Source organism: Stenotrophomonas sp. HMWF023, assembly GCF_003060985.1.
GTDB classification, from domain to species: Bacteria; Pseudomonadota; Gammaproteobacteria; order Xanthomonadales; family Xanthomonadaceae; genus Stenotrophomonas; species Stenotrophomonas lactitubi.
In genome coordinates this window covers 53,250-67,052 of the sequence record NZ_QAIJ01000294.1, presented here as the reverse complement: position 1 = coordinate 67,052, position 13,803 = coordinate 53,250, and the positions used below count along the sequence as shown (strand labels likewise).

The 13,803-nt window shown below is 65.4% G+C and carries 7 protein-coding genes; 4 read left to right on the top strand and 3 right to left on the bottom strand.

All coding sequences use genetic code 11. The features are described from left to right. Nucleotides 1–48: 48 nt before the first annotated feature. Nucleotides 49–2,721 carry a pyruvate dehydrogenase (acetyl-transferring), homodimeric type gene (aceE, locus tag DBR20_RS16895; RefSeq protein ID WP_108267105.1) on the bottom strand — a complete coding sequence of 891 codons (2,673 nt, stop codon included), beginning with the start codon at nt 2,719–2,721 and terminating at the stop codon, nt 49–51. Nucleotides 2,722–2,992: 271 nt separating this feature from the next. On the opposite strand from aceE, the gene DBR20_RS16890 reads away from it, so the two are divergent. The 4 genes from DBR20_RS16890 (at nt 2,993) to DBR20_RS16875 (ending at nt 9,224) form a co-directional block, all read left to right on the top strand. Then, a complete protein-coding gene (locus DBR20_RS16890; protein ID WP_108267103.1) occupies nt 2,993–3,508 on the top strand; it encodes a sigma-70 family RNA polymerase sigma factor in 516 nt (171 codons plus the stop codon). A 20-nt stretch (nt 3,509–3,528) separates the two neighbouring features. After that, nucleotides 3,529–4,542, top strand: coding sequence for a FecR domain-containing protein (locus DBR20_RS16885; protein WP_258223405.1), 1,014 nt, complete (start codon nt 3,529–3,531; stop codon nt 4,540–4,542). Nucleotides 4,543–4,683: 141 nt separating this feature from the next. After that, nucleotides 4,684–7,617, top strand: coding sequence for a TonB-dependent receptor (locus DBR20_RS16880; protein ID WP_108267100.1), 2,934 nt, complete (start codon nt 4,684–4,686; stop codon nt 7,615–7,617). Between the two features lie 11 nt (nt 7,618–7,628). Then, a complete protein-coding gene (locus tag DBR20_RS16875) occupies nt 7,629–9,224 on the top strand; it encodes an alkaline phosphatase D family protein (protein ID WP_108267098.1) in 1,596 nt (531 codons plus the stop codon). Between the two features lie 55 nt (nt 9,225–9,279). Here the strand turns inward: DBR20_RS16875 and DBR20_RS16870 are convergent, their stop codons facing one another. Together DBR20_RS16870 and DBR20_RS16865 are read right to left on the bottom strand one after the other, a co-directional pair. Next, entirely contained in the window at nt 9,280–11,388 is a 2,109-nt protein-coding gene (locus DBR20_RS16870; RefSeq protein ID WP_108267096.1) for a phospholipase C, phosphocholine-specific, read from the bottom strand. 10 nt (nt 11,389–11,398) lie between these two features. Next, nucleotides 11,399–13,777 carry a TonB-dependent receptor gene (locus DBR20_RS16865; protein ID WP_108267094.1) on the bottom strand — a complete coding sequence of 793 codons (2,379 nt, stop codon included), beginning with the start codon at nt 13,775–13,777 and terminating at the stop codon, nt 11,399–11,401. Between the last annotated feature and the right edge of the window lie 26 nt (nt 13,778–13,803).

Genomic DNA, 13,803 nt, shown 5'->3' with positions numbered 1-13,803 from the left:
GCAGCGACACCCGCAGAGGCGGGCTCTACGGATGCCGTTGCTGCGGGCTCATGCGGCGGCGGGGTCGCGCTTGCCGGTATCGATCGCGTACCGGTCTATCGCCTGCTGCAGCAGACTCCGTTCGACATGTCCGTCATCGGCCAGGGCCTTCAGTGCCGCCAGCACGATGAAGTGGCGATCGACCTCGAAGAACGTCCGCAGTGATTCGCGTGTATCCGAGCGGCCGAAACCATCGGTGCCGAGTGCGATGAAGCGACGATCGTTGACGAAGGGACGGATCTGGTCGCCGACGATCTTCATGTAGTCGGTCGCCACCACCACCGGGCCGGCATGGTCCTGCAGGCACTGCTGCACGTAGGAAATGCGCGGCTCGTCAGCCGGGTGCAGGAGATTCCAACGCTCGACGGCGAGGCCGTCGCGGCGCAGTTCGGTCAGGCTGGTGGCGCTCCAGATGTCGCTGGCGATTCCGAAATCCTGCTGCAGAAGATCGGCGGCGGCCAGCACCTCGCGCAGGATCGAGCCACTGCCCATCAACTGCACGCGCGGCTGTGCAATGGTGTCGGCAGCGGCGGGGCGCAGCAGATAGAGCCCCTTCAGGATGCCGGCTTCGGCGCCGTCGGGCAGGGCCGGGTGCGGGTAGTTCTCGTTGAGCAGGGTGATGTAGTAGTAGATGTCTTCCTGGTCCACGTACATGCGGCGCAGGCCGTCGTGGATGATCACCGCCAGCTCGAAATTGTAGGTCGGGTCATAGGACACGCAGCTGGGAATCACCGAAGACAGCACGTGGCTGTGGCCATCGTCGTGCTGCAGGCCTTCGCCCATCAGCGTGGTGCGGCCCGAGGTGGCGCCAAGCAGGAAGCCACGGGTGCGCGCGTCGGCCGCGGCCCAGGCCAGGTCGCCGACGCGCTGCAGGCCGAACATCGAATAGAAGATGTAGAACGGAATCGTGGCCAGGCCGTGGTTGGCGTACGCGGTACCGGCGGCGATCCACGAACAGATCGCGCCGGATTCGTTGATGCCTTCCTGCAGGATCTGGCCATCCTTGGCTTCCTTGTAATAGCTCAGCTGGCCGGCATCCTGCGGCGTGTACAGCTGGCCGAGGTAAGAGTGGATGCCGATCTGCCGGAACAGGCCTTCCATGCCGAAGGTGCGCGATTCATCGGGCACGATCGGGATCACCAGCCTGCCCAGCTCGGGGTCCTTGAGCAGGGTGGTGAGGATGCGCACGAAGCCCATGGTGGTGGACTGGCCGCGATCACCACTGCCCTGCAGTTGGACGTTGAACGTGGACAGCGGCGGCAGCGGCAGCGGTTCGACCTGTGCCAGTCGTGCCGGCAGCTGGCCACCCTGCGCCTGGCGACGCTGCGTGAAGTAGAGCGCCTCCGGGCTGCCCGGCGCCGGGCGCAGGTACGGCATTTCCTCCAGCTGTTCATCGCTGACCGGCAGATCGAAACGGTCGCGGAAAGCGCGCACCGCATCGGTGCTCATCTTCTTCAACTGGTGATTGATGTTCTGGCCTTCGCCGGCCTCACCCATGCCGAAGCCCTTCACCGTCTTGGCCAGCACCACGGTCGGCCGGCCCGTGGTGTTCACTGCCTGCTGGTAGGCGGAGTACACCTTCTGCGGGTCGTGGCCACCTCGCGCCAGCGCCCAGATCTCGTCGTCGCTCATGTGCGCGACCAGCGCCAGCAGTTCCGGATAGCGTCCGAAGAAATGCTCGCGTACATAGGCACCGCTCTGTGACTTGAAGGTCTGGTAGTCACCATCGACGCATTCCATCATGCGCTGGCGCAGCAGCCCGCTGTGATCGCGTGCCAGCAGGTCGTCCCAGCCACCGCCCCAGATCACCTTGATCACGTTCCAGCCGGCAGCACGGAAGGTGCCTTCCAGTTCCTGGATCACTTTGGCGTTGCCGCGCACCGGTCCGTCCAGGCGCTGCAGGTTGCAGTTGACCACGAACACCAGGTTGTCCAGGCGCTCGCGCCCGGCCAGCGAAATGGCCGCCAGTGATTCGGGCTGGTCCATTTCACCATCACCGAGAAAGGCCCAGACCTTGCGGCCCTGGTGCTGCTTCAGCCCGCGGTATTCCAGGTAGCGCATGTAACGGGCCTGATAGGCAGCGGTCAGCGGGCCCAGGCCCATCGATACGGTGGGGAACTGCCAGAACTCCGGCATCAATCGTGGGTGCGGATACGAGGACAGGCCCTCGCTCCCAGCCTCGCGGCGGAAGTTGTCCATGCGCTCGGCGCTGATGCGGCCTTCCACGAAGGCACGGCCATAGATGCCGGGTGCGGAATGGCCCTGGATGTAGATCATGTCGCCGTCGAAGGTGTCGGTACGGCCACGGAAGAAATGATCGAAGCCCACGTCATACATGACCGCTGCGGATTGGTAAGTGGCGATGTGGCCGCCGACATTGGAATGCTTGCCGGCGCGCAGCACCATCACCATCGCGTTCCAGCGGATCATCGCGTTCAACCGCCGCTCGATGTCCAGGTCGCCCGGGTAGGCGGGCTGGCGCTCGGGTGGAATCGTGTTGGTGTAAGCGGTCCATGCGCGGGTGTGCAGGTCGCCATGCTGCTGCACATCAAGCTCATCGAGCTGGTCCAGCAGATAGTGCGCGCGGGGGCGGCCGCCAGCCTCGATCACCGCGTGCAGCGACTCGCGCCATTCGCGGGTTTCCTGCGGATCGGTGTCGAGAGGGAAGTGTGCCTGGTTCATGCTGCGTCTCCAGAGAGCGCCGGTCGGCATCTGCGCGACACCGCCGGCAGGGCGACAGCTCTGGAGCGGAGTCGCGCCGGCAGGGCCGTGGCGCGGGGGCGGCCTTGGTGGCTGCCGGGGAGACAAGCGTAGGCGGCGCATGGGTTGGCCGATAGACAGGTGAGGGTTGGGTCTGCGCGAACCTGCGCTTTAGCCGGCGGCGCTGCAATGCGGTTGTCATCGTCGGTGTGCACCCTGCTGGGTTTTCCAGCCTCGGGGTGGTTGGTCGGTTGTGAACAGCGTCAGGGTCTGGGAGAAGAGCTACGCCTTGCGGCGCCGCCTGCTGCGTGGCTTCTTCCTTCGGCGTGGTTCACAGGCTGCCGATGCCGAGGATCTGGCGCAGGAGGTCTACCTGCGCCTGCTGCGCAGCACCGGCGAAGACGCTGCGGCGATCGAGAATCCTGAAGCCTATCTGTTCGCCGTGGCAGCCAACCTGGCCCGTGAGCAGGCACGCTCGCGCTCCGGCCTGCCGCAGATCGAGGACGTCGACCTGCTGGCCGAGGTACTTCGCAGCGAGGAGGACATCGAAGCTGATTTCGAGCGGGCGCAGCGCTGGAGCGGGATCCGCGGCGCCATCGCGCAACTGCCACCCACGACGCGGCGGGTGATGGAACTGCACTACCGCGAAGGATTGGATTGCCAACAGGTTGGGGCGCAGCTGGATGTGTCGGTGCACATGGTGCGCAAGCACATCGGCAAGGGCCTGGATGCCTGCAGGAAGGCGCTGGGCGCCGGGAAGGACGGATGAACCGGCAGGAGCCTGCAGCGATGGATGACGAGGTGGCCGAACAGGCTGCGCACTGGTTCCTGTGCAACCGCGAGGGTGACCTGAGCGCTGCGCAGCGCGCCGAGTTCATGGCGTGGATGAAGGGCTCGCCCGAGCACGTGCGCGCGTACCTGAATGCCTTGCATCTGCACCGGCAGGTGGGCGCGGCGATGTCGGTGCACCCGCAGGAACAGGGAAGCAGGGCAGTGCTGCAGATGCTGCCGGCAACGGCGAAAGTGGTGCCGTTGTTTGCCGCGCCCGTGCCCGCGCCGCGCGCCGTGGTTGCAACACGAACGCGCCGGCCGCTCTGGAGGCGGGTGGCTGCGGTGGCGTGCGGACTGTTGCTGGTGGCCGGTCTGCTGCCGTGGCTGATGCCGCGCGAACAGATGCTGGTCGCCGGGCACGGGCAACTGCGTGAGGTGGTGCTGGCTGACCGGACCCAGGTGCGGCTGAATGCAGACAGCCGTCTGCGGGTGACCATCGGCTGGTTCAGCCGCCGCGTCGAACTGCTGCAGGGCGAGGCCACGTTTGATATCGCAGCGGATCGCCGGCCCTTCGAGGTACGGGTCGGTGATCTGCAGATCCGTGACATCGGCACCGTGTTCGATGTATCGCGCCGGTTGCAGAGCACACGCATCGGCGTGGTATCCGGCGAGGTGGAGGTCTGGACCGCCGGTGATGGGCAACGCCGGCTGGCGCAGCTGCCCGCCGGGCGGGTGGTCCAGGTCGATCATCTCAGCCATGCGGTGCAGCCGCTGGAAATACCGGTGGCGATGTTGCTGGACTGGCAGCAGCGTCGGGTGTCGTTCCGTGATGAGCGCCTGGACGAGGTGGCTGCTGCATTCAACCGGCACAACCAGGTGCAGGTGCGGGTGACCGATGACGTTGCGCGCGCGGCGCGCCTGTCGGGCAGCCTGGAGGCGCACCGGGTCGCTGCGCTGCAGGCATTTCTGCAGCGAGACGCGCGCTTCGTCATCCGCCGCGAACAGGACACGGTATGGGTCTCCAGCCGCTGATCCCGGTTGGGCGATGGGCTGTCAGAAAAAATTCATCGAATCGGCGTTCTCCACTTCCGCCGATGCCGGCTCTTACTTGGGAGAAGCCGCTGTCGAATGCCGACGCGGTAGCAGCAATCCTCTCTCCTGCAAGGAACCGTGATGCGCAAGAAGCTCTATCTGTCGGTGGTACTGGCCTTGTCTCCCTGTCTGGGCGCGCATGCGCAGGCGGCGTCGTCCAACGGGCTTGAGACCAAGGTCACTGCAGCGATCGCCGCGCAGCCATTGAGCCAGGCACTGGAGCAGCTGTCACGCAGCTCCGGCGTGCAGTTCCTGTACGCCGGCGCGGGCAATGCACCCATGGCGGGCGCGGTACCGCGGGGGGCCACCGTCAAGCAGGCGCTGGACACGCTGCTGGCCGGCACCGGCCTGCGCTACACGGTGCTGGATGGCAACGTGATCGCCATCGATGCGGCACCGGCACAGCGGGAGAACAGGCCGGCCGCACCGGCACCGCAGCAGCCGGAAGCCGTGGTCGCTCCGACCCTGGGAACGATCAAGGTGATCGCCGCCCATGAGGTGATCGATCAGAAGAAGACCTCGCCGGTGATCAAGGATTCGGTGATCTACGATGAGATGGACAGCTACGGCGATGAGACGTTGGCCGAGAGCCTGATGGCCGCGCCCGGGCTGAGTGCGGTGGAAGATGCGGGAGAGCCGCGCTATGTGACCGTCCGCGGTGTGCAGGCCAATCTCAACTACACGACCATCGACGGCATCGCGATCGCAAGCGTGGGCGGCAGTGGCTCCGGCGAGCGCATGAACAACCTTCAGCTGATTCCCAGCGACATCGGCACCCGCACGGACATCTACAAGAGTTTCAGCGCCGAGCAGGCGCCGGATGCCATTGGTGGTGTGATCGACATCATCAGCCGCAGTGCCTTTGACCGCTCCGGCAAGTATGTGTTCGCCGACGTGGCCGGCATCTATTCCACGGCCGAGACCAACGTGGGGCGCAGCGCGGGTGGTGACCACAAGACCCTGGGACACTTCGGCAAGAGCGCCAAAGCGGTGTTCTCCAATCAGTTCGGTGCCGATGATCAGTTCGGCATCGTCGCTGTCGCGCGCTATGAACAGCGCTCGCGCAACAGCGTCAAGCGCTGGGTCGAATCGAACTATTACTACAACGATGCCGGCAAGTACCTCACCGATGGAACCACCGGCCCGGATGAGGCGAAAGGCTGGAACGGCCTGCGCGCGCCGGGCAACTTCAGCACCGGCACCTACACCAACTACATCACCAACTTCGGTGGTTCGGCCAAGCTGGAATGGAAACCGTCGGACGATCCGTTCTATGCCTCGCTGCTGCTGTACTCGTACCGGTTCTACGAGAACTCGACGATGAACAAGACCGATCTGTATGGCAACGCCAAGTTCCCGATACGCAACCAGACCGAGGACGGCGGCACCACCCAGATCAACAGCATCTACATCAAGAACCGCCATGACCGCTGGGACCGCAGTAATCGCGGTGCGATCGCCAGCTTCAACTGGGATATCGGCGACCTTTCGCGGCTGACGCTGCGCGCCGGCCACACCGAAGAGACCTTCCACAACACCCAGGTCTACTGGGGCGTACGCGCGTACCCGAGCAACCTGTTCGTCGACTATGCCAACGACAGCCATGGCTTTCCGAACGCGGTGGGCGTCTCGGACTCCAGTCTGCTGACCAGCTCGGCGTTCAAGCTCAATCCTACGCAGGCCTACATCTCGCCGCGCGACGCCAAGGAGAGCATCGACAACCTGCGTGCCGACTTCAGCTACAACATCGATGCCGATGCGCGCGGCTTCGGTCTCGCTGCTGGTGCCGAGTATCGCCACCTGAAGATCTGGCAGGACATCGATTTCGACTACTACAAGACCAGCGCGACCCTGAACGACTATCTGTATCCCGGTTCGACGCTGCTTGGCAGCGTCCCCGGCTTCCCGCTGATCGACAACCGCAAGTGGCATGACGAGCTGTACCCGAAGCTGGGCAACAACGATGCGGCCTACCCGAATGCCGATTTCACCAGCGACTACAAGTACGTGGAAGACATCGCCAACGCCTACGTCTCGGCGCATTACGCCTGGGACCGGCTGCTGCTGATCGGCGGCCTGCGCTATGACCACACCACCTTCGATGCGTTCAGCCCGTTCAGTGATGATGGCGGTACCACCTACACCTCGGCATTCCGCAAGAGCAGCGGCGACTACAACAACCTGCTGCCGTCATTGAACGCGACCTTCAAGCTGAGCGAGAACCAGCGCCTGCGCTTCTCCGCCAGCCGCACGCTGGGCCGGCCGACACCCAGCAACATCGCCCAGGCCACGAGCACCAGCTGTGGCGATGACGAGCTGGGTGGAGGTTTCTGCACCATCAAGCAGGGCAATGCCTCGCTGCAGCCGCGCCGCTCGACCAATCTCGACCTGGCCTGGGACCTGTATTTCAACGGCAACAACGGCCTGGTCTCGGTCGCGTTGTTCGACAAGGTGATCAAGGACGACATCTATACCCTGACCATGTTCGAGAACATCGGCGATGTCCGCTACCGCGTCACCCAGCCGATGAACACCGATGAGTCGACGTTGCGCGGTGTCGAGTTCGCGGTGGCAAACCGCAATCTGCAGTGGGGCCGCCATCGCTTCGACATGTACCTCAATGCCACCCGCCTGGATGGGCAGACCAATTACCGCATCAGCGATGGCAGCGAGCGCCGCCTGGACCGCCTGCTGTACCAGCCGGACTGGTCGGTGAACGGCTCGGTAATCTGGCGCATGCCGTGGAAGAGCTCGCAGCTGCGCGTGTCCGGCACCTACCGCAGCCGCATGCTGGTCGACTTCGGCGATACCCAGTGGCTGGACTCGTACTACGACCCGTACATGACCTTCAACCTGGCCTTCAGCCACAAGGTCAGCAAGCACGTGACGCTGAAGTACGAGGCGAAGAACCTGTTCAATACCCAGCCCACCTACAGCACCGGTCCGAACGGACGCTTCCGCACCGAGATCGATGACTACGGTCGCTTCTTCTACTTCCACATCATCTACAACTGAGGGCGGCCGTCTTGGATACGATCAATCGCAGGCGCTTCCTTGCCCTGTCGGGACTTTCCGCGTTGGGTGCGTGGGCCGGGACTGCCCGCGCGCTGGCTGCGCAGAGCAATGCAGCAGCACTGAATCCGCGCAATCTGCTGGCCTCGCCGCGCTTTGCCAGTACGCCCTTCACCCTCGGCGTGGCGTCGGGTGATCCGTCGGCCGACGGCATGGTGCTGTGGACGCGGCTGGCCACCGAGCCCCTGGTGTTCGATGGCGGCATGCCCACCCGGCCGATGGTGGTGGGATGGCAGGTGGCCGCGGACGAGACCATGCGCACCGTGGTGCGGCAGGGAACCTCGCTGGCCCACCCCGAACTTGGCCATGGGCTGCACGTGGAACTGGATGGCCTGCTGCCTGGGCGGCCGTACTGGTACCGCTTCACCGTGGGAGGCCATGCCAGTGCGATCGGACGCACCCACACCCTGCCTGCGGCGAACGCGCCGATCAAGCGCGTGCGCTTCGCGGTGGCCGGTTGCCAGCATTTCGAGGAGGGGCACTATACGGCCTGGCGACACATTGCCGAGCAACCGCTCGATTTCGTGTTCCATTACGGCGACTACATCTATGAGGGTGAAAGCCAGACCGGCGTGCGGAAGATGAATGGTCAGCCGTTCACCAACCTGCGCAACCATGTCGGCCCGCAGACCTACACCCTCGACGACTATCGCCGCCGCTATGCGCAGTACAAGACCGATGCGGACCTGCAGGCGGCGCACGCCGCGTCACCGTGGTTCGTGACGTTCGACGACCATGAAGTGGACAACAACTGGGCGGGTGCCGAAGACCAGGACGGTACGCCCAGCGAACTGTTCCTGCTGCGCCGCGCGCAGGCGTTCCAGGCGTACTACGAGAACATGCCGTTGCGCGCTTCGTCGTTCCCGCGCGATGGTCATATGCAGATGTTCCGTCGCGCACGCTACGGCACGCTGCTGGACCTGCACCTGCTCGATACCCGCCAGTACCGCAGCAAGCAGGTGGACATGGCGCAGCGCGGACAGGTGGAATCTGCCGAGCGCAGCATTGTTGGTGCGAAGCAGGAGCAATGGCTGTTCGATGGCCTGGCCGATGCCGCGCCGCGTTGGCACGCGATCGCGCACCAGGTCTCACTGGGCAATTACATGCGCGAGAAGGACGGCGTGGTGCAGTCTTCCGATGACCAGTGGTCCGGCTATCTGTCCAGCCGCCGGCGCCTGCTTGATCACATCCAGAAGGTGGGCTTCGGCAACGTGGTGACCGCCTGTGGCGATGCGCACCGTCACTATGCCAGCGATCTGGTGCAGGACAACACCGATTCCGGGGTGATCTCCAGCGAGTTCCTGGCGACCTCGATCAGCTCGGGCGCCGACGGGCAGGGCGTGGATGCGTATGCAGAGAACCAGCTGCGGCACAGTCCGCACCTGAAGGCGACGACGGACACGCGCGGTTACGTGCTGTGTGATGTCACCCGCGATGCCTGGATCGGTGACATGAAGACCCTTGATACGGTCATGCGGCCGAACGGCACGCTGCAGAGCTGGAAGCGCTATGCAGTGGAGCACGGTCGACCGGGGTTGCAGGAGGACTGAGCCGGCTGTCCTGCCCTGTAGAGCCGGGCAAGCGCCCGGCTCTACGGAAGTACTCTCAGCCGTGTTCGAAGCGCAACGGTGCGGTGCCCATGGCGGGGTCGCTCGTACCAGGGCGGCCATCTTCGGCACGACCGGCCAGGCGTTGCTCGACGCCCTGCGAGCGCACGATCAGGTCGTACCAGCCTGCGGTCGGTGTCGGGTCCCAGGCCAGTACGGTTTCCGCGCCGGCCACCAGCTGGAGTTCCCGTGCAGGCATGTGGCCCGCGTAGGCGCCGCCCTGTACCTGGACCCTGCGCGCTGAAGGCGATGGATTGCGCAGCACCAGCCGCAGCTGGCCGTCCGCACGCTCCACCTGTGCATGCAGCGGCGCGAGCGTGCCATCGCCGCGATAGTGGCGATGGAATCCATTCGGCCCCAGCAGCCAGAGGTCGTAACGACCCTGTGCATCCAGCGGCCAACGATCCTGCAACGGGGCACCCGGTACCACGGTGTAACGGCGCGGGATGGCATCCAAGTGCAGGCGGTCGTAGACATGCAGCACGGCCGTGGCGCCATCGCTGGCCAGCTGCAGGGTGATGCCCTTGCCATCCATCGACGTGGCCTGCACCTGCGGCCGATAGGGCAGTGCCCGCGCCGGACGCACGCCCGGCTCCTGGCGGGCCGGATGCAGGCCATCGGGCAGCGCAGGCACGGTACGGCCGGGCAGGGCGGCGGCGCGCGCTGCGACGGCGGTGACATCCGGCAGCGCCTTGACGAAGGGGCGCGTGTCGCGCTGGGCGAAATCGAAGGCATTGCTGAGATCACCGCAGACCGCACGCCGCCACGGCGAGATGTCCGGCGCGGCCACGCCGAAGCGTCGCTCGATCAGACGCAGCACCGAGGTGTGGTCGTACACCTGCGAGTCGACCCAGCCGCCACGGCTCCACGGTGAAATCACATACAACGGGACGCGCGGGCCGAGCCCATAGGGGCGACCGCGCAGCTCAGCGGCATCGTATTTCCCGTCGCCCGGTGCCCGGTTGCGGTGGTATTCGCCCTCGGTGCTGACCGCCGACGCACCGGCCCAGCCATCGCCAAGCGGGGAGGGCGGTGCCGGTGGCGGCACATGGTCGAAGAAGCCATCGTTCTCATCGAACATCAACAGCAGGGCGGTGCGGCTCCAGACGTCCGGGTCGGCGGTCAGCGCATCCAGCACGCGTGCGGTATAGGCCGCCCCCTGCGCAGGGCTGGAGGGACCGGGGTGCTCGCTGCCGGCCGCATCGGCGATGATGAAACTGACCTGCGGCAGGCGGCCGCTGACCGCGTCCTCGCGCAGCTGCGCCAGGCCACGGGTGCTGACGCCGCGTGCACGCAACTCCGGGTCATGCCCCGGGTCGCCGCGGTGCGCCTGGCGGAAGGCCTCGAATCCGGCCAGCGGGTTGTCGGTGAAGTTGTCGGCCATGTCCTGGTAGATCTGCCAGGACACACCGGCCTGCTGCAGCCGCTCGACATAGCTGGTCCAGCGATACGACTCCGGATAGCCGCCCTGCTCGGGGAAATTGTCGTGCGAATTGGCGATCACCGGGCCGCCTGCGCGGGCCTGGGCATCGTTGTGGCCGGTCCACAGGAACACGCGGTTCGGGTTGGTGCCGGCCTGCATCGCGCAGTGGTAGGCATCGCAGAGGGTGAACGCATCGGCCAGGGCGAACTGGAACGGCATGTCGCTGCGCTGGAAGTAGCCCATCGAATGGTTCTGCTTGGCCTTGGGCCAGTGCGCCATGCGTCCGTGGTCCCACGCCTGCTGTGCGTCAGGCCAGGTGTGGGGCGTACCCTCCACCCGCATGTAGCCGAAGTGCGCAGCGGTATCCAACGGGAAAGGAGCGATCGCGCGTTGCCCGCTGGCATCGGGCTGCAGCCACAGGCTGCGTGGGCGGTCGCTGCCAGGCAGGGGCGATGCTGGGGCCACGAAGCGGTCGCCGAAACCACGAACGCCCGGCAGGGTGCCGAAGTAGTGGTCGAACGAACGGTTCTCCTGCATGAACACCACGATGTGCTGCAGGTCCTGCAGGCTGCGCGTGCGCGAAGCAGGGGCGATCGCTGCTGCCCGGGCGATGCTGGGCAGCAGCGGCGAAAGGCCGGCGGCGACGCCGGCCTGCAACAGTCGGCGTCGGCCGGTATCGGTCACAGGGTCACACTCACAAGTCCACGCGGAAGGAGATGCCGACGGTGCGCGGGGCGCCGATGAACGCGTTGTCGCGGCCGTCCACCCCTGCAAGATAGCGCTTGTCGGTCAGGTTGCTCACCACCAGGTTGGCGCCCATGCCCTTCAGGCGCGGCGACAGGCCCTGCAGGTCGAAGCCGATGTTGGCGTTGAACACGGTGGCCGAAGGCAGCTTGTTGACGTTGGCCGCATCCAGGTAGCGTTCGCCGAGGTAGCGACCGGACAGGCCGAAGTTCCAGTTCTCACCCTGCCAGTCGGCCGACACCACCAGGATCTGCTCGGGCTGGCCGATCACCTTGGCGCCGTCGACGATGCCCAGCTGCTTGTCGCGCGCGTCGTTGCCGCTGCCCAGGTACTTGGAGCGGTTGTAGGTGTAGGCGGCATTGATGCGCCAGCCATTGTCCCAGCCGTAGCCGAAGGCTGCTTCCAGGCCGTTGCTCTCCACGCCGCCGAAGTTCTCGTAGACGCCATCGGTCTCGCCGAGGTAGTCGATGCCGCTGACCAGACCGGCCGGCAGGTAGACGATGCGGTTGTCGAACTTGATGTTGTACAGGGTGACCGAGGCGGTCAGCGGCCAGCGGCTGATGCGCATGCCCAGTTCGATGTTGTCGGCGGTTTCCGGTTCGACGTTGCGGAAGCGCTGCGGATCGGTTTCACCCAGCACGCCGGAGGGGATCGCCGCGAAGTTCTGCGAGTAGCCGGCGAACAGCTCCATGCCCTCCACACCCGGGGCCCAGGTGAAGCCGGTGGACAGCAGCGGATCGGACTTCGAATCGGACTTCACATTCTCGGCGGCGCCGATCACCCGGCGACGCGACTGGTCGACGAAGAACTGCTTCACGCCGAGGCGCGCGCTGAACGGGCCGAAGCGGGCCACGTCCTCGACGTAGTACATCTGCTCATCGACCTTGTACTTGTCTTCGAACTGCACCCAGTAGGGCTGGTGGTCGAAGGCGATGTCCTGGCCGACGTTGAGCAGGCGGTGCCAGTCGCGGCGCACGGAACGGTCGAGTTTCTCCACCCACAGGCCACCGCGGATCGTATTGTCGATCGCGCCGAAAGTCTGCCGCCATTCAACATCGGCGGTGACGCCAATGCGATCGTTGTCGTAGTGGGAGTGGCGGTAGGACTGCGCGCCCTGCACATTGCCGGCGTAGCAGTTGGGGTCGTACTCCGCGCTGAAGCCGAGTCGCGGCGTGCAGTTGGCCAGACGCTGGGCGGAACTGCCATCGGGGTTCACGAAGTAGATCTGGCCACGATTGCTGCCGCCGTAGGCCGTCCTGCCGCCGAGGTATTCCGACTGCGGGCGACCGGCGCCATCGTCGCTGACATCGGCCAGGTACGGTGGCAGCCAGTCACCGCGGCCCTGCATGCGGTGACCGTAGGCGGCCATCGAGGCTTTAAAACCGTTGCCGCCATCAAAGGCCGCGCGCAGGTAGCCAAAGGTGTTCTCGCGCAGTGCGCGTGAACCGGAGCGGTAGTTCTGGTCCAGATACGGAATGCCGGTCAGGGTGCCAACCAGGCCGTCGCGGTCCGGATTGGTGGCGAAGCCCTTCGGTGAAACGCTGGTGTACTCCGGTTCGTCGGCATCGTTGTAGGACAGGTAGCCGGTCAAGGTCCAGCGGTCCAGTTCAGTGATGAACTTGCCGGCAATGTTGTCGTTGCTGGTGTGGCCGGTGCCATCGATCCAGTCATGCACGCGCGCCGACGATGCGCTGATCCACGCGCGGGTATGTCCACCCAGCAGGCCGGTGTCGTAGCGCACGTAGTACTTGCGCGCTTCGTTGTCACCGGCACCCACCACCATGCGCAGGCGCTGTTCCTGCAGTGGATCGCTGGTGAGGAAGTTCAGGGTGCCGCCCAGCGCCTCGTTCGAGCGCGAGGAGATATCGGCTGTGCCCTGGCTCACTTCCACCGTTTCCAGGTCGAGCGTGTCGATGTAGCGATTGGCCAGCGAGCCGCCGCCATAACCGGAACCGCCATTGGGCAGGCCGTCGATGGTGGTACCGATCTGCTGGGTATCGCGGTTGGTGACGAAGCCGCGCATGCTGATCTGCGTGCCCCAGACCGACGAGCCGGTGGCATCGGCTTCGCTGACGACCACGCCGGGCACTTCGTTGAGCGCGCCATTGACGCTGCTCAACACGGTCTGCCGGTTCAAGGTTTCCTGGCGCACCGAGGTCTTGGCATAGCTGGTGGCCTGGCCGATCACCTGCACCCGGTCCAGGGTCCGCGCGTCGGCGCTTCGCGTATCGGCGGCATCGCCCTGAGGTGCTTCAGCCAGGGCATCCAGTGCGGGAGCAATCAGCAGGGCAAGCAGCGAGATACGGGGAAAGCGCGCAATCGTTCGCATCGAAACCGGACCTTCAGGGGAGGAAA

What these genes read in the sequence shown, in the direction of transcription:
- aceE (WP_108267105.1), bottom strand. Translation starts at nt 2,721, where the DNA reads ATGAACCAGGCACACTTCCCTCTCGACACCGATCCGCAGGAAACCCGC.
- DBR20_RS16885 (WP_258223405.1), top strand. Translation starts at nt 3,529, where the DNA reads ATGGATGACGAGGTGGCCGAACAGGCTGCGCACTGGTTCCTGTGCAAC.
- DBR20_RS16880 (WP_108267100.1), top strand. Translation starts at nt 4,684, where the DNA reads ATGCGCAAGAAGCTCTATCTGTCGGTGGTACTGGCCTTGTCTCCCTGT.
- DBR20_RS16865 (WP_108267094.1), bottom strand. Translation starts at nt 13,777, where the DNA reads ATGCGAACGATTGCGCGCTTTCCCCGTATCTCGCTGCTTGCCCTGCTG.